Origin of the sequence: Mesorhizobium sp. M7A.F.Ca.US.010.02.1.1 (genome assembly GCF_004023085.1) — a bacterium.
In the GTDB taxonomy this organism is placed as follows: Bacteria; Pseudomonadota; Alphaproteobacteria; order Rhizobiales; family Rhizobiaceae; genus Mesorhizobium.
Window position 1 is genome coordinate 45323 of record NZ_RZRV01000030.1, and the last position, 23953, is coordinate 69275.

13 protein-coding genes and 1 tRNA gene are annotated in these 23953 nt (G+C 63.7%); 7 read left to right on the top strand and 7 right to left on the bottom strand.

The window, feature by feature from the left end:
- The first annotated feature begins 224 nt into the window (after positions 1-224).
- The 3 genes from EOA19_RS24925 (at position 225) to EOA19_RS24935 (ending at position 11998) form a co-directional block, all read left to right on the top strand.
- Positions 225-8807 (top strand): glucoamylase family protein, encoded by an 8583-nt coding sequence (locus EOA19_RS24925; protein WP_128305094.1) that lies wholly within the window; start codon positions 225-227, stop codon positions 8805-8807.
- A gap of 508 nt (positions 8808-9315) precedes the next feature.
- Positions 9316-11097, top strand: coding sequence for a glucan ABC transporter ATP-binding protein/ permease (locus tag EOA19_RS24930; protein WP_127288908.1), 1782 nt, complete (start codon positions 9316-9318; stop codon positions 11095-11097).
- A gap of 136 nt (positions 11098-11233) precedes the next feature.
- Positions 11234-11998 (top strand): heme ABC transporter permease, encoded by a 765-nt coding sequence (locus tag EOA19_RS24935; RefSeq protein ID WP_128305095.1) that lies wholly within the window; start codon positions 11234-11236, stop codon positions 11996-11998.
- Positions 11999-12172: 174 nt separating this feature from the next.
- On the opposite strand, the gene EOA19_RS24940 is transcribed toward EOA19_RS24935, so the two are convergent.
- A complete protein-coding gene (locus EOA19_RS24940; RefSeq protein WP_164893030.1) occupies positions 12173-13231 on the bottom strand; it encodes a D-TA family PLP-dependent enzyme in 1059 nt (352 codons plus the stop codon).
- A 191-nt stretch (positions 13232-13422) separates the two neighbouring features.
- Between EOA19_RS24940 and EOA19_RS24945 the strand changes: the two genes are divergently transcribed.
- Positions 13423-14109 (top strand): D-lyxose/D-mannose family sugar isomerase, encoded by a 687-nt coding sequence (locus EOA19_RS24945; protein ID WP_128305097.1) that lies wholly within the window; start codon positions 13423-13425, stop codon positions 14107-14109.
- A gap of 68 nt (positions 14110-14177) precedes the next feature.
- On the opposite strand, the gene EOA19_RS24950 is transcribed toward EOA19_RS24945, so the two are convergent.
- On the bottom strand, positions 14178-15458 hold the full coding sequence (locus EOA19_RS24950) for a L,D-transpeptidase (protein WP_245486300.1): 1281 nt from the start codon (positions 15456-15458) through the stop codon (positions 14178-14180).
- Here EOA19_RS24950 and EOA19_RS24955 point away from each other — a divergent pair.
- Positions 15452-15673: a hypothetical protein gene (locus EOA19_RS24955; RefSeq protein ID WP_128305098.1), complete on the top strand. Its 222-nt coding sequence runs from the start codon at positions 15452-15454 to the stop codon at positions 15671-15673. The genes EOA19_RS24950 and EOA19_RS24955 overlap by 7 nt on opposite strands.
- Before the next feature lie 99 nt (positions 15674-15772).
- On the opposite strand, the gene EOA19_RS24960 is transcribed toward EOA19_RS24955, so the two are convergent.
- From EOA19_RS24960 to EOA19_RS24975, 4 genes are all read right to left on the bottom strand, one after another.
- Positions 15773-17452: a hypothetical protein gene (locus tag EOA19_RS24960; protein WP_128305099.1), complete on the bottom strand. Its 1680-nt coding sequence runs from the start codon at positions 17450-17452 to the stop codon at positions 15773-15775.
- A 114-nt stretch (positions 17453-17566) separates the two neighbouring features.
- Positions 17567-18217 (bottom strand): hypothetical protein, encoded by a 651-nt coding sequence (locus EOA19_RS24965; RefSeq protein ID WP_128305112.1) that lies wholly within the window; start codon positions 18215-18217, stop codon positions 17567-17569.
- Between the two features lie 214 nt (positions 18218-18431).
- A tRNA-Gln gene (locus EOA19_RS24970) sits at positions 18432-18505 on the bottom strand.
- A gap of 175 nt (positions 18506-18680) precedes the next feature.
- Entirely contained in the window at positions 18681-19613 is a 933-nt protein-coding gene (locus tag EOA19_RS24975; RefSeq protein ID WP_128305100.1) for a lysylphosphatidylglycerol synthase domain-containing protein, read from the bottom strand.
- A 393-nt stretch (positions 19614-20006) separates the two neighbouring features.
- Between EOA19_RS24975 and EOA19_RS24980 the strand changes: the two genes are divergently transcribed.
- Both EOA19_RS24980 and EOA19_RS24990 read left to right on the top strand, forming a co-directional pair.
- Complete coding sequence (locus EOA19_RS24980; protein ID WP_128305101.1) at positions 20007-21365, top strand: Ppx/GppA phosphatase family protein; 1359 nt, start codon at positions 20007-20009, stop codon at positions 21363-21365.
- Positions 21366-21594: 229 nt separating this feature from the next.
- A complete protein-coding gene (locus EOA19_RS24990) occupies positions 21595-22386 on the top strand; it encodes an RlmE family RNA methyltransferase (protein WP_128305102.1) in 792 nt (263 codons plus the stop codon).
- 11 nt (positions 22387-22397) lie between these two features.
- On the opposite strand, the gene EOA19_RS24995 is transcribed toward EOA19_RS24990, so the two are convergent.
- On the bottom strand, positions 22398-23819 hold the full coding sequence (locus tag EOA19_RS24995) for an MFS transporter (RefSeq protein WP_128305103.1): 1422 nt from the start codon (positions 23817-23819) through the stop codon (positions 22398-22400).
- Between the last annotated feature and the right edge of the window lie 134 nt (positions 23820-23953).

Consider the following 23953-nt stretch of genomic DNA (forward strand, 5'->3'; position numbering starts at 1 on the left):
GTAAGCTGCTGGCGGCATCACGAAAAAGCCTGAATCCTCTCCGCCGATCTGGCTTGGCGGGAAGTAGGGTGCTTGTCTTTGAGTCTTGCTGAGAGATGACGCCGTGTCGCGGTGCGGAAACAAACTTTCGGCAAGTGGGTTTATGCAACCAATTGCATTTGAACCGGTTTTAGGGCCATTGCCGTGGCGGTGACGCCGCTCAGTGCCCGCTTACGGAATTTTCAATGAATATTCAGACGAATCCTGCCCAAATCGAGAAGACAAGCGCAAGCTTCCCGGCCATTACCGAAGAGCCGATCCGTTCCAATTACCTGCCCGAAGAGCGCCTTCGGCTGCTTGGCGAAAGCCTGGCAAAAGGCGACCTCACGGACCTGTTCGGCCTGACGCCCTTTGATTTTCAGGCCCGTATCCGGGACAGCGCCAAGAAGATTTTGGAAGTTTACCGGTCGACCAATGCTGCGCAGGCGAGGGGCGAGACGATCACGCCGGCGGCACAATGGCTGCTCGACAACAATTACCTGGTCGAAGAGACCATTTTCCAGGTCAAGCGCGACCTGCCGCGCCGGTTCTATCGTCAGTTGCCGACGCTGAAACTGCCTGACAACGGCACAGTGCCGCGCGCGCTGGCGCTGGCCTGGACCTATGTGGCGCATTCGGACAGTTCCGTTTCGGCGACGATGTTCAAGTCCATCGTCCAGGGTTTCCAGTCGGTCGAGCCGCTGAAGATCGGCGAACTCTGGGCGCTGCCTTCGCTGTTGCGCTTCGTCCTGATCGAAAATCTCCGCCGGCTGGCCGTCAGGGTCAATCGCACCCGCCAGATGCGCCAGATCGCCAACGATGTGGCCGACAAGGTCCTGGCCACCGACGACAGCGCCGACCGGCAGTCGATCCTGTCCAACTTCAGCGCCCACGCGCAGGACACCACCTTCGCCACCCAGCTGCTCTATCGCTTGCGCGATGGATCGCAGAATGCCGGCAAGGCTCTGGAATGGCTGGAAGGCGAGCTCGAAAAGACCGGCTCCGATGCCGAGGAAATCATCATTTCCGAACATCACACGCTGTCCAGCGGCAATGTGACGACGGGCAACATCATCCGCGGCCTGCGCCTCATCAACGACGTCGACTGGACGGTGTGGTTCGAAGGCGTCAGCCGCATCGACACCGTGCTGCGCGAGCGCACCGATTTCGCCGCGCTCGACTTCTTCTCGCGCGATCAGTACCGGACCGCGATCGAGGAATTGGCGCGCCGCTCGAACCTTTCGGAATATCGCGTTGCCGAGAAGGCCATCGAGTTGGCCGGCCACGCTGCCAGCGATGGTGACGGCGACGTCGTTTTAACCGGGTCCGCCCACACCGATGTCGGCTTCTTTCTCGTCGGCCCACGCCGGCTGGAGCTGGAGAAGGCGATCGGCTATCGGCCCACCATCAGCCAGACAGTCAAGCGTGCCTTCCGCAAGACCGGCTGGCTCGGCATCGTCGTGCCCGTGTTTGCGCTGACGGCGCTGCTTCTCGTTCTGTCCGGCAACGCGCTTGCCAATCTTGGCCTGTCGGTGCCCTCGATCGTCCTCATGCTGGCGCTTTTTGCCGTGCCGGCCAGCGAGGGCGCGCTCGCCTTCTTCAACACGGTCGTATCGCTGTTCCTGAAACCGACGCGCCTCGTCGGCTACGATTACCGACACGGCGTGCCGCCCGAGGCGCGCACGTTGGTGGTGGTGCCGTCGCTGATCGGCTCGCGCGACGATGTCGAGGAAAACATCCGCAACATCGAGGTGCATCATCTCGCCAACACGGCCGATGAAATCCATTTCGCGCTGCTGTCGGACTGGCCAGACTCGAAGACCGAGATCGATGCGGCGGACACCGAAATCCTCGAATTCGCCCGTGCCGAGATCGCTCGTCTCAACGCCCGCTATCCCTCCGAAGGCGCGCCGCGTTTCTACATCCTGCACCGGCGCCGGCTCTTCAACGCGGCGCAAGGAGCCTGGATGGGCTGGGAGCGCAAGCGCGGCAAGCTGCACGAGCTCGATCTTCTGCTGCGCGGCGACAGCGACACCACGTTCCTGCCGCTCGACGTGCCGCTGCCGGAGAACGTCGTCCATGTGATGACGCTCGATGCCGACACGCGCACCACCCGTGACGCGGTCGCCACCCTCGTGGGCAAGCTCTGCCACCCGCTCAACCGGCCGCATTTCGATGCCAGCAAGCGCGTCGTCACCGCCGGCTACGCGATCCTGCAGCCGCGCATCACCGCGTCGCTGACATCAGGCGACGATGCGTCGTTCTTCCAGCGGGTGTTTTCGGCAAATCGCGGCCTCGACCCTTATGTCTTTGCCGTGTCCGATCTCTATCAGGACGTCTTCGGCGACGGGTCCTTCACCGGCAAGGGCCTCTATCATGTCGACGCCTTCGAGGCCGCGCTGCAGGGCCGCATCGAGGAAAACACCATCCTCAGCCACGATCTGCTGGAAGGCGCGCTGGCGCGCGCGGCGCTGGTCACCGACGTCGAACTGGTCGAGGACTATCCGACCCGATACTCGGTCGACGCCTCGCGCCACCATCGCTGGGCGCGCGGCGACTGGCAGCTGCTCGGCTTCATGCTCGATCCGCGCTCCGGCGTGCCGGCGCTGTCGCGCTGGAAGATGATCGACAATCTGCGCCGCTCGCTGACGCCGATCTTCTGGGTGATGGCGGCGATCGCCGGCTGGACGCTGCTGCCCTTCACGCAGGCCGCGCAATGGCAGGCCCTGCTGATCCTCAGCCTGTTCATGGCGCCGACATTCGACATCGTCAACGCCATCCTGCCCAAGAGCGGCGACCAGACGCCGCGCGGTCATTTCTCGGCCTTGGCACGCGACGTCGCCTTCGGCACCGCCATGGTGGCGCTGAAGATCGTGCTGATGGCGCACAACGCCTGGATGATGGGCGATGCCATCGTGCGCACGCTCTACCGGCTGTTCGTCAGCCGCCAGAACCTTTTGGAATGGCGCACCGCCTCGCAGGCGCACAAGGCGGGCGACAACGATGTCGGTTCCTATTACGGCATGATGTATGGCGCCGTGATCATCGGCTTCGTCGGCCTTGCCATTCCGGTGCTGGCCGATTCGACCGGCGCCTTCGTGGCCTTCTTCTTCGCCCTGTTCTGGATTGGCTCGCCGGCCATCGCCAGCTGGATCAGCCGTTCGGCTGAAACCGAGGATCGGCTGCGCATATCGCAGGCCGACATCCACACGCTGCGCACGGTGGCGCGGCGCACGTGGCACTATTTCGAAAGCTTCGTGACGGCAGAACACCACCATCTGCCGCCCGATAATTTCCAGGAAAGCCCGGCGCCGGTGGTGGCGCCACGCACCTCGCCGACCAATATCGGCGTCTACCTGCTGTCCGTCGTCTCCGCCCGCGACTTCGGCTGGATCAGCCTGTCCGACGCCATCACCCGCATCGACGCCACCATGGCGACGATCGAGGGCATGCCGCGTGAGCGCGGTCACCTCTTCAACTGGTACGACACGACGACACTGAAGCCGCTCTATCCGCTTTACATCTCGGCTGTCGACAGCGGCAATCTCGCTGGCCATCTGGTGGCGGTGGCGGCGGCCTGCGCCGAATGGGCCGAAGCGCCCTCCGTCCATCTCCAGGGCGATTTCGAAGGCATTCTCGACACGGTCACCATCCTCAGCGAAAGCCTCGATGATTTGCCCGACGACCGCCGTCAGTTGCGCCCGCTGCGCCAGCGTCTCGCGGACCGTCTCGACGGCATGCGGCGCGCTGTCGACACCATCAAGGCGCAGCCCGAAATGGCGTCGATCCGCACCATCAACCTGGCTGTGCTGGCCGGCGAGATCCGCAAATTGGCCACCGCCATCCATACCGAGGCCGTGTCGCCCCAGAGCGACGTCATCGTCGACTGGGCGGCAAGGCTGGAAGCCACCTGCGAAGCGCACGTCCATGACGCGCACAGCGACGACAATGCCGTCGAGGCGCTGCGTGCCAAGCTGCTCACCTTGCGCGAGCGCACGCGCCGCTACGCCTTCGAGATGGATTTCTCCTTCCTGATGCGGCCGGAGCGCAAGCTGTTGTCGATCGGTTACCGGGTCGAGGAGCACCAGCTCGACGAAAGCTGCTACGACCTTCTGGCTTCCGAAGCGCGGCTGACCAGCCTGTTCGCCATCGCCAAGGGCGACCTGCCGACCGAGCACTGGTTCCGGCTTGGCCGGCCGATCGTCGAAATCGGTTTCCAGGGCGCCCTGATGTCCTGGTCCGGCTCGATGTTCGAATACCTGATGCCGCCGCTGGTGATGAAGGAGCCGCAGGGCTCGATCCTCAACCAGACCAGCAAGCTGATCATCAAGCGCCAGATCCAGTACGGCCGCCAGAAGAACGTGCCGTGGGGCATTTCGGAGGCCGCCTACAATGCGCGCGACCGCGAACTGACCTACCAATACACAAATTTCGGCGTTCCAGGTCTCGGGCTGAAGCGCGGCCTTGGCCAGAACACGGTGATCGCGCCTTACGCCACCATACTCGCGGCCCAGTTCAACCCGCGTGAAGCCGTGCTGAATCTCGCCCGATTGCGGGAGATCGGGGCGCTCGGCCGCCACGGTTACTACGATGCCGTCGACTTCACGCCGCAGCGCGTGCCGGAAGGCACGGATCACGTCGTCGTCCAGAACTACATGGCCCACCATTCGGGCATGTCGATCGCGGCGGTTGCCGACGCCATCTTCGAAGGTCGCATGCGCGACCGCTTTCACAGCGACCCGGTCATCGAATCGGCCGAACTCTTGCTGCAGGAGAGGGCGCCGCGCGACATCCCGACCGCGACCGTCAGGACCGAGGCCGACGAACGCTCCAAGGACGAGACCGAAGTCGACAGCCCCGACACCCGCATCGTGCTCAATCCGCTGCAGTCGCTGCGGTCGACCAACGTCATGTCGAACGGCCGCTATTCGGTGATGGTCACCGCGACCGGCTCGGGCTACAGCCGCTGGGGCGATCTCTCCGTCACACGCTGGCAACCGGATCCGACCGAGGACCGGCTCGGCTCCTACATCTTCCTGCGTGACGCAGGCTCAGGTGACTGGTGGTCGGCTACAGCCGAACCGAAGCGCGCCGCCGAGGAAAAGGCGCAGACCTTGTTCTCCGACGACAAGGCGAGCTTCGTCAAATCGGTGGGCACGTTGCGCTCCGAGGTCGAATGCATCGTCATCTCGGAAGGCAATGGCGAGGGCCGTCGGGTCACGCTCTACAATGACGGTCCGTCCGACCGTCACATCGAAGTGACCTCCTTTGCCGAACTGGTGCTCGGCCTGGAGGCGTCCGACAACGCGCATCCGGCCTTCTCGAAGATGTTCGTGGAAACCGAAATCTCTGCGAACAACGCGGCGATCTTCGCCACGCGGCGCAAGCGCGAGACCAGCGAGCCCGATATCGCCATGGTGCATTTCGTCACCGATCCGTCCGGATCGGCGCGCGATGCCGAGGCCGAGACCGACAGGCGCGCCTTCATCGGCCGTGGCCGTACCATCGTCGACGCAGCCGCTTTCGACCCGGGCGCCAGGCTGGGCGGCCATTCAGGCTTTACGCTCGATCCCGTCGCGTCGCTCCGCCGCCAGGTGCGCGTGCCGGCCAACAAGAAGATATCGCTGACCTTCTGGACCGTCGTCGGCGCTGGCCGCACCGAGCTGGACGAAGCCATCGCCCGCCTCGACCATCCGGAGAGCTTTGCCCGCCAGGCCATGCTTGCCTGGACGCGCAGCCAGGTGCAGACCCGCCATATGGGCCTCAGCCTGACCGATGCCGCCAATGTGCAGAAGCTGGCGCGCTACCTGATCTATCCGGATCCGTTCCTGCGTCTTCCCGCTGAATCCATCGCCACGGGGCTGGGCAAGCAGTCGAGCCTGTGGCCGACAAGCATTTCCGGCGATTTCCCGATCTTCCTGGTCAGGATCGGCGACGTCGCCGATCTTGAAATCGTTGCCCAGGCGCTGCGTTTCCAGGAATATATGCGCACCCGCGGCATGATGATCGACTTCGTCGTCGTCAACGAGCAGGCGTCCTCCTATGTCCAGGACCTGCAACGGGCGGTCGAGACGCTGTGCGAAAACAGCCGCCTGCGCGGCAAGGAGCTCGGACCGCGCCAGCACATTTTCGCGGTGCGCCGCGACCTCATGGACGAGACCACCTACAAGACGCTGCTCGCTGTCGCCCGGGTGGTCCTGCACACGCGCAATGGCACCATCTTCGACCAGATCGAGCGCGCCGAGGCGGCGGCTCTGCAGGCGCGGGACGCTCTGGCAGCATTGCCGATTCCGCGTGAATTGCCGTCGCCGACACCCACGACGCATGCTCCTGCCTCGCAGGCGGTGGCAAATGTCAGCGCCGATGGCAGCGGGCTCAGCCAGTGGAACGGCTTTGGCGGTTTCGACGGCGACGGGCGGCACTATGTCGTGCGCCTGGCCGGCCGGCGCACGACGCCGCAGCCGTGGATCAACGTCGTCTCCAACGCCTCGTTCGGCTTCCACACCTCGGCCGAGGGCGCCGCCTTCACCTGGAGCCGGAACAGCCGCGACTACCAGCTGACGCCGTGGTCGAACGATCCGGTCTCGAACCGGCCGGGCGAGGGGCTCTATATCTACGATCAGGCGAGCGGCAAGGCGTTCTCGCCGCTCGCCGCCATGGTGCGCGATCCCACGATGACCTACGAGGCCTGGCACGGCCAGGGGTTCTCGACCTTCCGCTCGAAGCGCGGACCATTGTCGATGGATCTCACCCATGTCGTCGATCCGGTCGATCCGCTGAAGATCTCACGGCTGCGCATCCAGAATTCCGGCTCGGTGCCGGCGCGGCTGCGTGTCTATGCCTATGCCGAATGGGTGCTCGGCGGGCACCGGTCGCGCACGGCGGCAACCATCGTCCCGTCGCGGGATGCCGCCAGCGGCGCGCTGCTGGCACAAAACCCCTACGGGCTGGATTTCGGCGAGCGCGTTGCTTTCCTCGCGGCCGACGGTGGCGTCCATTCGGTGACAACAGACCGATCGGAGTTCCTGGGCCGGCATGGTTCCAGCGAGCTACCCCAGGCGGTGCTGAGTGGTGCGGCGCTGTCTGGCCGTGTCGAGGCTGGTGACGATCCGTGCGCGGCGATTGCCCGCGATGTCGAGATTCCGGCTGGCGGCGACGTGACGCTGCTCTGGCTGCTCGGCGACGCCGAGTCCGCCGAGGAGGCTAGCGCGCTGGTGCAAGAGCACCGGGTCAAGGATTTCGACCAGCGGCTGGCCGACAATGAGCGCGAATGGCGCGGCTTTCTCGACACCATCCAGGTCGAGACGCCTGACAAGGCGCTCGACGCCATGGTCAATCACTGGCTGCCCTATCAGAGCCTGGCCTGCCGCATCCGTGCCCGCTCCGCCTTCTATCAGGCCAGCGGTGCCTTCGGCTTCCGCGACCAGTTGCAGGATACGCTGGCGCTGCTGGCGCATGACCCGCAACTGGCGCGCGACCAAATCCTCAACGCGGCGCGGCGGCAGTTCCCCGAAGGCGACGTGCAGCACTGGTGGCTGCCGCGCACGGGTGCTGGCGTGCGTACGTTGATCTCCGACGACGTGGTCTGGCTTGCCCACGCCACGGCGCGCTATTTGCTGGTCACCGGCGATGCCACCATCCTGAAGGAGCAATTGGCCTTCATCGATGGACAGCCGCTGGGCGAGGGCGAGCACGATGCCTTCTTCACCCCGGAAATCTCGAAGAAGACAGCGTCGCTCTACGACCATTGCGCGCGTGCGCTCGATCTCGCCATCAAGCGCAGCAGCCCCGCGGGCCTGCCGCTGATCCTCGGCGGCGACTGGAACGACGGCATGAATCGCGTTGGCGAGCAGGGCAAGGGCGAGAGCGTCTGGCTCGGCTGGTTCCTGCTGAAGACGCTGGGCGACTTCGCCCCCGTCGCCAAGGCCGAGGGCGACGCCAAGCGAGCACAGGCCTGGGCAAAGCATGCCGATGTTCTGAAGCGGGCGCTTGAGAGCACCGCATGGGACGGCGAATGGTACCGGCGCGGCAGTTTCGACGACGGCACCCCTTTGGGGTCTCGCAACTCGCAGGAGTGCAAGATCGACTCGATCGCCCAGTCCTGGAGCGTGCTTTCGGGAGAGGGCGATCCGGCACGGTCGACGACCGCGATGGAGCAAGCAACGAAGCTGCTCGTCGACGACAAGCTGAAGATCGTCAAGCTGTTCACGCCGCCCTTCTCGAAGACGGAGAAGGACCCGGGTTACATCAAGAGCTATCCGCCCGGTGTGCGCGAGAATGGCGGCCAGTACACCCATGCCGCCACATGGTTCGTCATCGCGCTTGCCGAGATGGGACAGGTCGACGAGGCCTATCGCTGTTTCTCGATGCTGAACCCCGTCAACCATGCGACCGACGAGGCCACGGCCGAGCACTATCGTGTCGAGCCCTATGTCGTGGCGGCCGATATCTATGCCGGCGACGACAATGCCGGCAACGGCAAGGGCGGCCGTGGGGGCTGGACCTGGTACACCGGCTCTGCCGGCTGGCTCTACAGGGCTGCGGTCGAGGGCATTCTGGGCATCGAACGGCGCGGCAAACGTGTCCAGTTCAAGCCGAAGCTGCCGAGCCACTGGAATGGGTACTCGGCAAATCTCAAAATGCTGGGAGCGGAACTCAGGGTTCGCGTCATCCGCGACAATAAGGCCAAGGCCGTGTCGCTGGAGGTGAATGGGACAAAGACCAAGGTTTCGGCAGTCGAACTGAAGGACGGCGAAGTTGCCGAGGTGGTCATCCGGATCCCGGCTTAATGCAATGTTGCTCAAAAACTATGCGCTCGAGCCTGGGATAGGGCGCGACTTTTGCCGCCACGGCGGGATGAGAGGCCGTCCCGCCTGGCGTTGCCGCCTGCCGATTGAAGGACATGCCACCGAGGAGTGCATGAAATCAAAGGCTTGAGGCGTCCGACAGGGGCGCCACGAGCAGTGAGAGTTTGGCCTCCCTTCACCTGGAAGGGCGCCCTGCAGCTTTGTTTCGCTCTATACTTCGCAAAAGGCGATTGCGGCCTTAGTCATCCGCCCGACATTGTTGCTGATTAAAATTATGGCAGCACCTGCCAACTGCCATGATTTCGCCGCATGCCTGACATTTTACCTGTCTTCTCAAACCGTTAGGTGATCACGGCAGATTTCGGAACGTCGCCATCTTTTGTTCGCTCTAAGGGAACTGAAGGGGTACACGGCCATTGTTTTGCGACGTATCAACCGGTACGAATAAAATGATGCAGTGCACAATAAACAGCGTGGCGGAGTAACTGGGGTGACCCTTCTGCAAATCTACTGGCGAGCTCTCGGTTATCTGGCCGCGGACAGGAAACGCGTTGCGTTGATCTGTTCGGCCAACGTGGCTCTCGCCATCGTAGCGCTTCTCGAGCCGATTATGTTCGGTCGCGTCATCGGCGCCATCTCCGAGCGTGGCTCTGTCTTCACCACGCTGGTCATGTGGGCCGGTCTCGGCGCCTTCAACATCGTTGCTTTCGTCATGGTGGCGCGCGGCGCTGACCGCTTCGCCCATGCTCGGCGCAGCGAAGTGCTGTGCCAGTCCTTCGAGCGTGTGATCACCATGCCGCTCGCCTGGCACCATCAGCACGGCACCTCCAATGCGCTGCACACGATGCTGCGCGCCGTCGAAACCCTGTTCAGCCTTTGGCTCGAATTCATGCGCCAGCATCTGTCCACGGCTGTCGCCCTCGTGCTGCTGGTTCCGACCGCGATCAGCATGGACCTGCGCATGTCGCTGGTGCTGCTTGGCCTCGGGCTGCTTTATGTCGGCATCGGCCGGATGGTCATGCGCCGCACCAAGGCGGGCCAGGCTGCGGTCGAGCGTCACTACCACAAGGTGTTCGCGCATGTGACCGACTCGGTCAGCAACGTTGCGGTGCTGCAGAGCTACAATCGCCTTGGCCACGAGGCCGATACGCTGCGCCGCTACGTCAAGAACCTGCTCGACGCGCAGAACCCCGTGCTCGACTGGTGGGCGCTGGCCAATGCCTTGCACCGTCTGTCATCGGCAATCTCGATGCTGATCGTGTTGTCGATCGGCTCCTATCTCGTCACTCATGGTCAGTTGGGTGTCGGCGACGTCATTGCCTTCACCGGTTTTGCCACGATGCTGATCGCTCGCCTCGACCAGATGTCGGCTTTCGCGAACCAGATTTCGGAGGCCCGTGCCAAACTTGAGGATTTCTACCATCTCGAGGACTCCGCGGCTGATGCCGCCGAGCCGGACGGCTTGCGCGATCTTGCCAACGTCACCGGCCATGTCCGCTTCGAGAATGTCGGCTTTGAGTTCGCCAATTCCGGCCAAGGCATCGACGACGTGTCCTTCGAGGTGCAGGCGGGCCAGACCGTCGCCATCGTAGGCCCGACGGGCGCCGGCAAGACCACGCTCATCAACCTGCTGCAGCGTGTCTTCTCGCCGTCCCATGGCCGTATCCTGATCGACGGCATCGACACCCGCACGGTGACCCGCAAGTCGGTGCGCCATTCGATCGCCACCGTATTCCAGGATGCCGGCCTGCTCAACCGCTCGATCGAGGACAACATCCGTGTTGGCCGCGCCGATGCAAGCAATGACGAGATCCATGCCGCCGCCAATGCGGCTGCCGCACAGGATTTCATCCTGTCCAAGAGCAATGGCTACGACACGGTGGTTGGCGAACGTGGCGGCCAGCTGTCGGGCGGCGAGCGTCAGCGCATCGCCATTGCCCGCGCCGTGCTGAAGGACGCACCGATCCTGGTGCTCGACGAGGCGACCAGCGCGCTCGACGTCGAGACCGAGGACCGCGTCAAGGAAGCGATCGACGAGTTGCGCCGCGACCGCACGACCTTCATCATCGCCCACCGCCTGACCACCGTTCGCGACGCCGATCTGGTCGTGTTCATGGACAAGGGCAGGGTGGTCGAGATGGGCGGCTTCACCGAGCTGTCGCTGCGCAATGGCCGCTTTGCCAGCCTGCTGCGCGCCGGCGGCCTGCTCAACGACGAGGAGGTTCGCCGCCTCAGCCGCACCGTGCTGCAACAGCAGGAAGCAGCCGCCTGAGCTTCTTTCTCCGACCTCCCCTTGTGGGAGGTCGGACCATAGGTCCAGGTGAGAGTACAGGCACGGCCGCCCCAATTGCGTCTGCGACACCACCGCTCGATTGCCCCGAACGCCGTGGCGGTTTATGTAGAACCGCATGAGCGACACGACTTCACGCCTGACCGGCTGGATGGATCTCGCCAACCCGACGCGCTTCGTCGGGCTGGCGGACAAGGTCGTGCCATGGCTGGCCACGATCGCCACACTCATCCTCGCCGTCGGGCTCTATATGAGCTTCGCCGCGCCTGAGGATTTCCAGCAGGGCATAACCGTCCGCATCATGTACATCCACGTGCCTTTCGCCTGGCTGGCCATGATGTGCTACACGCTGATGGCGGTCTCGGCGCTGGGCACGCTTGTCTGGCGGCACCCGCTGGCAGATGTCGCGCTGAAATCCGCAGCCCCCATCGGCGCCGTCTTCACCGCGCTGGCGCTGATCACCGGTTCGATCTGGGGCAAGCCGATGTGGGGCACCTGGTGGGTCTGGGATGCCCGGCTGACCTCGGTCTTCGTGCTGTTCCTGATGTATCTCGGCATCATCGCGCTGACCCGCGCGCTCGACGATGCCAGCCGCGCCGCCTGGGCCGCCGCCATCATCACGCTGGTCGGCTTCATCAACATCCCGATCATCAAGTTCTCGGTCGACTGGTGGAACACGCTGCATCAGCCGGCTTCGGTGTTCCGCATGGGCGGTTCGACCATCGACTCCAGCCTGCTATGGCCGCTTCTGGTGATGGCGCTCGGCTTTACCGTGCTGTTCTTCGCGCTGCACCTGATGGCGATGCGCACCGAAATCCGCCGCCGCCGGGTGATTGCCATGCGCAGGGTTGCGGCACGGCAGGCCGAGCGGTCCGCCAACTGACGCGCGTCGACTGTAATTTTCGCTTTCGCCAACGTCTATCTCTGAGCAGTGAGTGGGGCGCTGAAGCTGCTGATCTCCCCACTTGAGGGGGAGATGGCCGGCAGGCCAGAGGGGGCGCTGTCCCGCCGGCGTGCTGAAGATACTGCGGCGTTTCGCTGGCCTTGACGATGACCCTCACCCCATCCTTCCGCGCGCCGCCACCGGGAGCGTTTCCAGCACCTTGTCGCCGTCGACCAGATTGACCTCGTTGAACAGGTTTGTGACGACGCAGCAATGGTCGGGCACGACGCGCACGCGCTCGCCGATGCGCAGCTTGCCGTCGCCCGAAAGCGTGACGGTGCCGTGCTCCTCGCTCAGGCCCGTCACCCGCGCTCCCGACACGCCGAGCAACTCGCCGAAATCGGTGAGACCCAGCGTGTCGCTGGACAGCGCCTTGCTGCCGGCATCGAGGATAGCGCGCGTCGCTGTGGGATGGCTGACCACCGTCGACAGCACCGTCAGCGCGCAGTCGTCGAGGCCGCCGACGCCTTTGGCGACTTGATAGCGGTCGAGATAAATGTAGGTGCCTGGACGATACTCGGTGACAACAGATGTATCGCTGGAGCGCCACATATCCGGCGTGCCGCCGCTGGAGATGCGTTCGCAGGCGAGGCCCGACGCGGCAAGTGCCTGCTTGGCCTCGGTGAGCCAGGCTTCGGCCTCCGCTGCCCGCCCGGCGGCCGGGTAGGTCATCAGTCCGCCGAAGGCGAGGCCGCCGGCTCTGTCGATCCGTCTTGCCAGCGCGACCGCTTCATCAGCCGACTGCACGCCGCAGCGGCCCATGCCGGTGTCGCATTCGACCAGCACCTGCAGACGATGACCGGCATCGGTGAAGGTGGTTGCCAGCCCTTCGAGTGTCTCCATGCTGTCCGCTGTCACCGACAGGGTGACGCGCCCGTGCAGCCCCAGAAGCCGCTCCAGCTTGGCGCGCCCAAGGATGTTGTAGGGAAGAAAAATATCGGTCAGCCCGGCATCCGCCATCACCTCGGCCTCGCCAATCTTCTGGCAGGTGATGCCGACGGCGCCGGCCGCCACCTGCTTCTTCGCCCAGTAGGGCAATTTGTGCGTCTTGATATGCGGCCTGAGCTTCAGCCCGTTCTTGTCGGCATGCGCCTGGGCGCGGGCAATGTTGGCTTCCGCGCGCGCGGCGTCGATCAGGATGGATGGCGTATCGAGATCGTGGACGGTCGGCATCATCTTTCACCCCATGAGGAATCCGCGGGTTTTATGGCCCTGAAAATCCGTGATGTCACGCGGCCAGCGAAGCGGATCTGTGGTCCATCCGCCTAAGCGCAACGCCCGGCAGGGCGGCGAGATGGATCGACACCGCATCGACGTTCGGCTATGCGATTTGCCAGACAAATCGATACGAAGGGATCATGATCATGAAGCGCTCCGCCATCAACGACATCATCCGCGAAGCCGACGCTTTCATCCGCTCGTTCGGCTACATCATGCCGCCCTTCGCCTATTGGTCGCCGCAGGAGGCGAAGGCGCGCCAGGCCGATTCCGCGGCCGTGTTTACCTCGCGGCTCGGCTGGGACATCACCGATTACGGGCAAGAGAAATTCAGGGAACTCGGCCTGTTCCTGTTCACCGTTCGCAACGGCCGCTACGAGGACATGAAGAAGGGCATGGGCATGCTTTATGCCGAGAAGATCATGATCTCGCGCAAGGACCAGCTGTCGCCGATGCACCGCCACAACATCAAGGCCGAGGACATCATCAACCGTGGCGGCGGCAAGCTGGTGCTGGAACTGTTCATGCACGACCGCGATGGCGGCATCGATCCCAAGGCGGAGGTTTCGGTGCCGGTCGACGGAACCATCCACAGGCTGCCTGCGGGTGGGCTCCTGAAGCTCGACCCTGGCCAGAGCGTCACGCTGCTGCCCGGCGTCTGGCATGCCTTCTGGGCCGAGGGCAAGGACGTGCTGATCGGCGAGGTCTCGACCGTCAATGACGATCTCACCGACAATGTGTTTCGCGAACCGATCGGCCGTTTTTCCAACATCGATGAAGACGTTGCCCCGGTGCACCTGCTGGTGTCCGACTACGAGAAGTGGCTGGGGTAAGGGGCGCCGCCCCACGCCCACGGTGGCGCTAGTCAGACGGCCGAAAGTGGGTAGCCGGTAGCGCCTACCTACTGCGATCCTTGTTCGACCGATCCTGCCGCTTCGTCCTTGAAGACGACCTTTGTGCCTTTTTGCACTTCGGAGGCGAGGTCTTCGGCATCCCAGTTGGTCAGCCGGATGCAACCATGCGAGAAGGTCTTTCCGATCTTGCCTGGGTCCGGCGCCCCGTGAATGCCATAACTATCGATGGACAAATCGATCCAGACCGATCCCACCGGATTGTTTGGTCCGGCAGCGATCGTGAAGGGGCGCTTGGTCTTCACCCCCTTGAAGGCAAACTCTGGATCGTAGTGATAGGTTGGGTGGCGCACCACGCGTTTGACCTCTGCCTCGCCACTCGGCGCGGGCTTCTCCTGGCTCCCGATCGAGGCGGGGTACGTCGCAAGCACTTTGCCGGAAGGGTCGAGCACGCGAACCTGGCGAGCGCTCTTGTCGACCTCGACGTTCCCAATGTCTTGCGGCGGATCACCTCGGGCGACAGCTGGCACCAGCAGCTTTTGCCCCGCCTTTCTGAAGCCGATGCCGGGATTGAGCCGTTCAAGCAGCTGCTCGCTGATGTGGAAGCGCTCCGCCACCTTTTCCAAGGCATTGTGATAGGCGAGCCGGGGCAGGCGGGCCATCCTCTCCATGCGCGCCGGAATTCGCTTGGTGAACGGTCCACGCACATCCTTGCGCGTCAACTCGTAGGTCTCAAGCGCGGGGCGCGAGGAGGTCGCGACCAGCTTGTCCCATGTCTCGCGGCTAAGCTTGCCGTCGGCAGGCAATCCGTTGGCCGCTTGAAACGCACTGACTGCCCGGGTGAAGTTCTCTGCTTGGCGGCCGTCGATCAGGCCTGGCGAGAAGCGTGCACGATCCAGGAGGATTTGCGCCTTCAGCACGGTCGCACTGACGCCTTTCGCTTCGCTGCCGTCAAATTGGGCGTTGTTGACGGTGGCCGCGTCCAGTTTTGCCGCAACCGCTGCGCCGCATGCCATGACGAGCATAGCGGCAGCGGCAAGAACGAGCCTGATCATGGAGGTCACACTCCTGTATGAGCACCTGCTTCTATGACGTCGCACGGCCGATCTGGTTCCATTTCCCTGCATCTGAGTCCGGCTGCCGAGTGCCGATGCGCCGCAGCGAACCCGGACCAGGAGCACCCGGCGGTGGCGCGGGTGCATTGTTGATAAGGGTCCGCCATCATCAAGATGGATGGCGACTCTCGTCAGCGCCTGTGTTGGCAATGGGCCAAGGTCCCATTGAGCGCCTGTTTTCATAGGCTCAGTGACCGAGGAGAGCCAGGATGCCATTTCCTGCCCAGAAGGACAGAAGACCGGCTCAACCAGCCGAGGATGAGCGCCAGGCACGGCTGGAGAAAACAGCCAGGCTCAAGCAGCTTCGGTCCTATGCTTCCTGGCTTTCGTCTGACCCAAACGCCCAGCTTCACGATGAGATAGACTGCTCCGTGCTGATCGACGAAGGCGTGGAACGACGCGGCATGGAGCCTTGGCTGATCGGCAGGTGACACGACCGGGCGGCGAGGTTTCCACCGCCAACGACGATCGGCCGACAATTTGTTTGGCGAGCCGATCGGCCGCAACAGTGGCGACAGGCTGACTTCGCGTCAGTGACAGCAGCCTTGCTGCGCGCTCGTCCTGCACAGGCAGGACGAGGTGATCGGCACATCCGCCTTGGCCATCGCCGCGGCAAGGCTTGTCTGCAATATCGGCAATTCATCAGTCTCGCCGCGCCGTTTCAGGCATTCTACCAGCCCGTGCAGTGCCCAGACATTGTTCGGATGTTGGGCGCAGCGCTGCACCGTGCCGCTCAGGCCCAAATCGTCGCGATAGACCTGTTCTGCTTCTTGCGCGTGGCTCTGGTCGAGAAGCAGCGCCGCCAGCGCATGGCGCGGCGGGTGCATCCACGCCCACGGCTCCGTGTAGGACAAATTGTCGTCAAGCTCGACCGCCTGCCGCAAATGGCCATACGCCTCCTCATGCCGGCCCTGGTGGTACGCCAGCTCGCCGTCGAGCAGAGCGACACCGACAGCCAGCGAAGCCTGCGCCGGGTTGCTGAGGAAGCGCCGCTCGGGCGCAATACCTTTCAGATGCCGATGGAACTCTTCGCGCTCGCGCTCGGCCTCAGCAAATTGCCCAAGCGTCGCATGCGCGACGCCCTTGGCGTAGTGCTGCATGGCCGCCGTCAGCACATAGAGGCCGGGCTCCGCGGTTACAGGCTCGTCGATGATCTCCTGCCAGCGGCCGAAGCGCACCTGAACATGCGATTTCATCGCATGGTAGCCTTCCACCGTCTGCGTGAGCTTGGGCCGGCCCTGGATGGCGACCACCTCGCGCGTGACCAGGCTGCGCACTCTGTCGGCGGCCCACAGTGCAGGCCGGTACTGGCCCGACAACATGCAGGTGAACATCATCAGGTGCAGATCGTGGCAGCAGCCCAGCAAATAGTAGGTCGGCTCGTCGGCATAGGCCAGATAGAGGTCGTTGGCGCGTACCGCCTTTTCGCTGGCAGGTTTTGCTTTCTCATACTCGCCGCACAGCACATAGATGTGCCCCGGCATGTGGTTCATGTGCCCGGCATCGGGGCACATGAAGCCGAGCAGATCCGCTGACCGCATGCCGCGCTCCGGCATGGTGGACATTTCCAGGAGATGGATGTGCAGGTGGACGATCGCCGGATGTTGTGCTGCGCCGGCCGCATCGGCAAGCCGGATCGACCGCTCGCAGACGTCGAGCGCCTCGACGACATCGGAATTCGGCGCCGGCGCGCCGGTCTTGAGGTTCCACAGCCGCCGCACCGTGCGCATCATCAGCGCTTCGACCAGCAGCGCCATCAGATCATGGTCGTTGGGAAAGTCCTGATACACCTGCCGCATCTCGGCGGCATAGGCATCGTCCCACCGTTCGAATTCCTCCGGTGTCACCCGGTGCGGCTTCTGAAAGCGGGCGGCCAGAGCCTCGATCAACCGCCTCTCGATCTTGCTGGCGGAAGCCGCATTGGCGCGCGCCAGCTGGACATGCTCGAAGCAGCGCCTGGTCGCGCTGTCGGCCTCGGCCGCGCCATGCTCTTTCCAGGTCAGATTGTAGAAAGGGCCGGCGGCATAGGCGATGCCCCAATGGATCATCGGGCAGTGAGGATCCGTCTCCAGCGCCTTCTGAAAACACTTGATGCCTTCCTCATGGTTGAAGCCGTAGCACCAGTTGAGGCCAATATCGAACCAACGCTGGGTTTCTGTGGAGCGAGTGGAGATGGGGCGGCGGTAGGTGCCGAGGTCGAAGCGGTCCATGGGTCTCACTCAAATCCTGTGGGGTGCGACCCAAGCTGTCGCAGAGTCCTCGCCATCGATGTGTGCCGAAATCCGCAGGCGTGGCAAACGCAACGAGTGCCATTGCGGCTTTGCTTACATATTTCCGCCACCTCCGGCTGGTCGTTTGGCCAGCGTTTCGTTCTGCCAGCCGGCCAGCTCAGGCAATTCGTCCAGCCAGCTTTTTTCCGTCATCGGGGCATCGCCGGCCTGCGGAGCAGCTTCAGTGGCGTTTTGAATGAGCCAGTCCATCCACTTCCGATAGGCAACCGGGTCCAACTGAGGTGGCAACACCTTGGCCTTGGCCAGCATGCGTTTGCGGAAACTCACCTGCCTGCGGAGTTTGGTCGTCGTGAATTTGATGGCCTTGCCCTGGTATTCGACCGTCCAGCGCTCATCGCCATGGCTGGTCAGCCTGTCGATGGCGAAACCGACGTCCACCGGCCTATCCCGCCACGGAAGCTCGATGGCATTCTTCCTCAGATCCAGTGCCCATCGCCTGTAGTCGGTCCCGGCACGCTGGGGCGGCAGCACCCCAGCCTGTTCGAGCATCTTCCTGCGGAAGGTCGGCTGCTTCTTGAGCTGGCCTGTCGTCAGCTCGACGCGATGCCCACGGAATTCGACGTGCCACCGGATCCTCCCATTGCCGAAATACTTCAGCAGCCTGTCGATGACGAACTCGTCATCGGAGAGCGTCAAGCAGCCCTCCTTGATGCTTTCGAAAATGTACTGGCTGTCAGTGAGCATGACGCGGCATTGTGCTGGAACCTTCATGAAGCTTAGCGAGTAGCACGCGCCGGCGGCAACGATCTTTTTCGCTCCGGGAATCTCGACCGGCTCAATTGCGGGCAACTGCGAGTAGCGCCCGTAAAAGCCCGGTACTGTGCGTTACTGACATAGCGATGCAGATGAAAACGATGCCAAATTGGCGTGCTAAATCATTGGTTTGCTTGTGGGATTTTGGCTGGGGAACCTGGATTCGAACCAGGACTAACGGAGTCAGAGTCCGTGGGTCTACCGTTAACCTATTCCCCAGCAGGCGCGGTCATGAACCGTGCGGGCCGAGCGGCTGAGCCGCTGTGAGCGCTGCCTTGTAGCCGCCAGCGGAAAATAGTCAAGCCTGCTCTGTGGTTCAATGGCACGTTTCGTCAGGTGATTCAGACGCCACACTTCAGATGCCGGCGCGCGGCTCCCAGTCCAATCCCACGCCTCAAGGTTCCGTCCGGCTGAACTGCGAGCGTTCGAAGAACAGCACCACCCCCAGGCCCAGAATCAGCGGGATGATCAGGTAGAACAGCCGGAACACCAGCAGCGCCGCCAGCACGCCGACCGGATCCATGTCGGAAAGCCCCGCCAGGAACACCACTTCGAAGACGCCGAGGCCGCCCGGCGCATGCGAGATCTGCGCGATCGAGAAGGAGACGAGAAAGACGCCCAATATGACGAAGTAACCAGGATTGTGGGCTTCGGGCAGGGCGAAGAAGATGATCGCGGCGGCGGCCAGCAGTTCGATCGGGCCGATCAGCAGCTGCCGGGCGACGATCGGCAGCGCCGGATAGTGGAGCTGAAAGCTGGCGATCTTCAGCGGGCGCAGATGCAGCCAGCTGCCGAAGACATAGGCGGCGACGAGCAGCAGCATCGCGATACCGGCCGCTTCCGACAGGCCGTGATGGGCGATGCCGGAAAACCGGTCGAGTACCTCTGGCTCGAACACCAGAACGAGGCCAGAGGCGAGAATCGTCGATAGCACGAAGGTGATCCAGCAGATCGCCACCAGCACGCCGACATCCTGTCCGGTCAGGCCCCTGGTACCATAGGCGCGATAGCGGATGACGGCGCCCGAAAACACCGAACCGCCAATGTTGTGCGACAGCGCATAGGTGGTGAAGGAGCACAGCGTGACGAACAGCCACGACACGCGCTTGCCGATATGCAGGAGCGCGATGTGGTCGTAGCCGGCAAGCGAGGCATAGGCGATGACCGAACACAGCGCGGCAAGGACCCAACCGCGGGTCGGAATGGCCGTGATACCGTCCCAGACGTCGTCGAGTGAAACGCCGCGCAGTTCGTGCCAGAGCAGCAGCAGGGAGAAGATCACGGCGGCGATGCCGACAACCGGCCAGAAATAGCGTCTCCAGTTCATTGCCTGCCAATTCATTGCCGGAATGCCATGCGTTGCGGGTCCGCTTCCTTTTCCGTGGCTGGTGGGAGGCCGGCTGTGCCGGATTCTTCCGCTCATTTCAGAAATGCCTCATCGAAGCCGGCTATTCAACCGCGAACCCTTGTCGCAGCGGTGGCCGGCAAGATTTGTCCGGCGTGAGCGGCCGAAAGAGACGCCGGCAGGCGTAGCGCCGGCATCTGCGGCGTGCGGGTTCATTACGCGGCCGCACCGGAACGGCGGTTTGCGGCCTGCCGGCAAAATTCGGCACGCGGCTCTTGGTGATCGGGCGCGGCGCTGTTAGTCTGGCGGCAACTTAAAACACTGAAGCGCCTGCTGCGTCCATCATAGGTTCGCGCGGCGCCGGAAGGAACGACAGTGGAAGACCACGACACCGGCGCCGGCGCGCCGGAGGTGGGCGTGTCCAGCGCTTCCCAGCGGTCGGCTGGCCCGGGGAATGCAAGCTGGCAGCAACGCCGCCCGACGGAGCTCCGCTCCACGGACGGGCAGGCGGGCGACGCACCCCACAAAGGCAAGCCCAAGAAGCGGCGCAAGCGAAGGCGCGGGCGCAAGGTTTTTGCGCGCGACGAGGCACGTCCCACGGAGAATCGATCGCCGGCGCCGGGCAAAGCCGGTGTCCCGGCGGCGGAGTCCCACAGACCGTCGGAATCGGTGGCCTCGCCCGCCGCTGTAGTGCCACGGCCGGAACAGAGCGCCCGTCGGCCGCCGGTCCAGGAGCTTCCGGTGTTTGCGGCGCTTGACCTCGGCACCAACAATTGCCGGCTGTTGGTCGCCGTGCCGACGCGGCATGGCCAGTTCCGCGTCATCGACGCCTTTTCGCGCATCGTCCGGCTGGGCGAGGGGCTAACCGCCAATGGCCGGCTCGGCCAGCCGGCGATGGACCGCGCGGTCGAGGCGCTGAAAATCTGCGGCGACAAATTGCGCAACCGCAAAATCAGGAAAGCCCGGCTGATCGCCACCGAGGCCTGCCGCACGGCCGAAAACGGCGTCGAGTTCATCGACCGTGTCGAACGCGAGGCCGGCCTGAAGCTTGAGATCATCGACCGCCAGACCGAGGCGCGGCTGGCGGTGTCCGGCTGCGGCTCGCTGGTCGAGCGCGACACCCAAGGCGTCGTCCTGTTCGATATTGGCGGTGGTTCGTCGGAAATCGCGCTCATCGACCTCGCTGGCCGCCGTTCGCCAAGGCTGGCCAATCATATCGTGTCGTGGACGTCGCTGCCGGTCGGCGTCGTCTCGCTGGCCGAGCGCTTTGGCGGCCGCACGGTGACGCGCGAGATCTTCGCCGCTATGGTCGACGACGTTGCCGGCCGGCTGGCCAGCTTCGACGGTCGCGACCGGCTGAGCCATCTCAAGGCCAGCCCGAATTTCCATCTGCTGGGCACGTCCGGAACCGTGACGACGCTGGCCGGCGTTCACCTTGAGCTCGAGCGCTACGATCGCCGCCGTGTCGATGGGCTGTGGATGGACCGCGACAGCGTCGATCGCATGGTCGAAAGACTGGTTGGCTGGGATTTCCAGCAGCGCTGCGCCAACCCTTGCATCGGTGCCGATCGCGCCGATCTGGTGCTGGCCGGCTGTGCTATCCTCGAGGCGATCCGCGCCGTGTGGCCGTCCGAGCGGCTGCGAGTCGCCGATCGTGGCCTGCGCGAAGGTATTTTGAGCGAACTGATGGCCGATGATGGCGTCTGGCGCAACGATGGCCGTGGCAGAGCGTGAGCAGTCGACCCCCACTCCGTCAAGCTTCGCTCGACACCTCTCCCCCGATCGACGGGGGAGAGGAAAGGCGCGAGGACGCCGGCCTCGGCACCCTTCCTCTCCCTCCGGAGGGGGGAGAGGTGGCTCGGCGAAGCCGAGACGGAGTGGGGGAAGCCGTTCACGAAACGCGCAGACGTCGAAAAACGGCCACAACTCGGCGAGCTAGAAAACTCAGACAAGAAATCAAGCAATGACCAAGAAACCGGAAAAACCAGGGTCCGCCAGCATTCGTGTGCTGAAGACGCGGATCAAGAAGAAGAGCGGGCTGAAGGAATCGTCGCGCCGCTGGCTGCAGCGCCACATCAACGATCCCTATGTCCAGCGCTCCAAGGCTGACGGCTATCGCTCGCGCGCGGCCTACAAGCTGATCGAGATCGACGACAAGCATCATCTCCTGAAACCCGGCATGAAGGTGATCGATCTCGGCGCCGCCCCCGGCGGCTGGTGCCAGGTTGCCGCCGCGCGGACGAAATCGACGGCCGACAAGCCGCATGTCATCGGCATCGATTATCTCGAAATGGACGCCGTGCCCGGCGCGCCGGTGCTGTTGATGGATTTCCTCGATCCGCTGGCGCCGCAAAAGCTGGCCGAGGCGCTGGGTGGGGATCCGGACATCGTGTTGTCCGACATGGCGGCACCGACCACCGGCCACAAGCGGACCGACCATATCCGCACCATGCATCTGTGCGAGGTGGCGGCCGATTTTGCGCTGTCGGTGCTGAAGCCGGGCGGGCATTTCCTCGCCAAGACTTTCCAGGGCGGCGCCGAAAACGAGTTGCTCTCCATGCTCAAGAAGAACTTCCGCTCCGTGCATCACGTCAAGCCGCCGGCGTCGCGGGATGAATCGGTCGAGCTCTATTTGCTGGCCAAGGATTTTAAAGGGCGAGAGCCGCCGCCAGGCGGATCGGAACGTCCAGTGGACGTTCCGAAGGACTCGAGCGCCCGGAGCCATAGCGAAGGGCCGGAGGACGACGAAACGTAAAGCCAGCCGCATCAGTTGCCGGGCGGGCTCACCGTTTCCAGCGTCTTGGGCATGGTCAGCTGGCCATGGCCCGAGACGGCGTTTCCGGCATCGGGCGCCAGCCGGACGAAGGATAGCGATGCCGCCGCCGAGACCGCTGCAACGATGAAGAAGGCAATGTGGAAGTCGTCCAGCGACAGCGGGCCGCCATGGATTGACGTCGATACTTCCAGGATTCCGCCGGCCAGCGCCACGCCGAGCGCGACCGACAACTGCTGGAAGACCGCGGTAATCGGCGTCGCCTTGCTGGTGTCTTCAGCCGAAACCTCGGCATAGGCGAGCGCATTGACGCCGGTGAAGAACATCGAGCGGATGAAGCCGCCGACGAGCAGCATGGCCAGCATCAAGAGATAGGGTGTGTCGGGTGTGAACAGGCCGTTGATGGCGATCGAGGCCGCGGCGACCAGTGAACCGACAACCAGAACGCGGCGGAAGCCGGCGACGCGGAAGATCAGCGCGGTGACGAATTTCATGCCGATGGCGCCGATTGCAGAGACGAAGGTGATCATGCCGGACTGGAACGGCGTCAGCCCAAAGCCGATCTGGAACATCAGCGGCAGCAGGAACGGCACAGCACCAATGCCGATGCGGAACAGTCCGCCGCCAAGCACCGAGGAGCGGAACACCTGGTTGCGGAACAATTCGAGCGCCAGCAGCGGGTTTTTGGCGTGGCGCGCATGCAGCAGATAGAGCGCGCCCGATACGAGGCCGACCGCTACGGTGAGGACACCGACGATTGGCGGCAGATAGGGCAAGCTGACCACCGACAGGCCGAACACCACGCCGGATGCCGCCAGCCCGCTCAGCAAGAAGCCGATGAAATCAAGTGGTGGGGTCTGCGCGGATTCGGTCTCCGGCAGGAAACGCGTCGCCAGCCAGATGCCGATCAGCCCGATCGGCACATTGATCAGGAAAATCCAATGCCAGGTGAAGTACGTGGTGATGAAGCCTCCGACCGGCGGGCCCACCAGCGGTCCGACCAGCGCCGGAACGGTCAGCCAGGACATCGCCGCGACGAGTTCGCTTTTCGGTGTCGCGCGTACCAGCACCAGCCGCCCGACCGGCGTCATCATAGCGCCGCCGATGCCTTGCAGGAAGCGCGACACCACGAAAGCCGGCAGCGAACCGGAGAGGGCGCAGGCGATCGACCCGACGATGAAGACCGCGATCGCGGCGCGAAAGATATTCTTGGCGCCGAAACGGTCTGCCATCCAGCCGCTGATCGGAATGAAGATCGCCAGCGATACCAGATAGGCAGTCAGCGCCAGCTTGAGCGCGATCGGGCTGGTGTGGATGTCGACGGCGATCGCCGGCAGCGATGTCGCGATGACGGTCGAATCCATGTTTTCCATGAAAAGGGCGACCGCCAGTATAAGCGGAATGGTGCGGTTCAAGGAACGCGTCCAGACTTGAATGTTGCGTTGCCGGTTGCATGTCGGCCTTGAGGCGGGCGGTTACCATGCCTTCGCCGGCATGTCGCATTAATTTGCTGTCACTTTTGTGCGACCGGCAACCACAGGTCGCATCC

Coding starts and splice junctions, on each gene's coding strand:
- EOA19_RS24925 (WP_128305094.1), top strand. CDS start 225: ATGAATATTCAGACGAATCCTGCCCAAATCGAGAAGACAAGCGCAAGC.
- EOA19_RS24950 (WP_245486300.1), bottom strand. CDS start 15,458: ATGGCATCCTGGCTCTCCTCGGTCACTGAGCCTATGAAAACAGGCGCT.
- EOA19_RS24965 (WP_128305112.1), bottom strand. CDS start 18,217: ATGCTCACTGACAGCCAGTACATTTTCGAAAGCATCAAGGAGGGCTGC.
- EOA19_RS24955 (WP_128305098.1), top strand. CDS start 15,452: ATGCCATTTCCTGCCCAGAAGGACAGAAGACCGGCTCAACCAGCCGAG.
- EOA19_RS24990 (WP_128305102.1), top strand. CDS start 21,595: ATGACCAAGAAACCGGAAAAACCAGGGTCCGCCAGCATTCGTGTGCTG.
- EOA19_RS24975 (WP_128305100.1), bottom strand. CDS start 19,613: ATGAACTGGAGACGCTATTTCTGGCCGGTTGTCGGCATCGCCGCCGTG.
- EOA19_RS24940 (WP_164893030.1), bottom strand. CDS start 13,231: ATGCCGACCGTCCACGATCTCGATACGCCATCCATCCTGATCGACGCC.
- EOA19_RS24960 (WP_128305099.1), bottom strand. CDS start 17,452: ATGGACCGCTTCGACCTCGGCACCTACCGCCGCCCCATCTCCACTCGC.
- EOA19_RS24935 (WP_128305095.1), top strand. CDS start 11,234: ATGAGCGACACGACTTCACGCCTGACCGGCTGGATGGATCTCGCCAAC.
- EOA19_RS24945 (WP_128305097.1), top strand. CDS start 13,423: ATGAAGCGCTCCGCCATCAACGACATCATCCGCGAAGCCGACGCTTTC.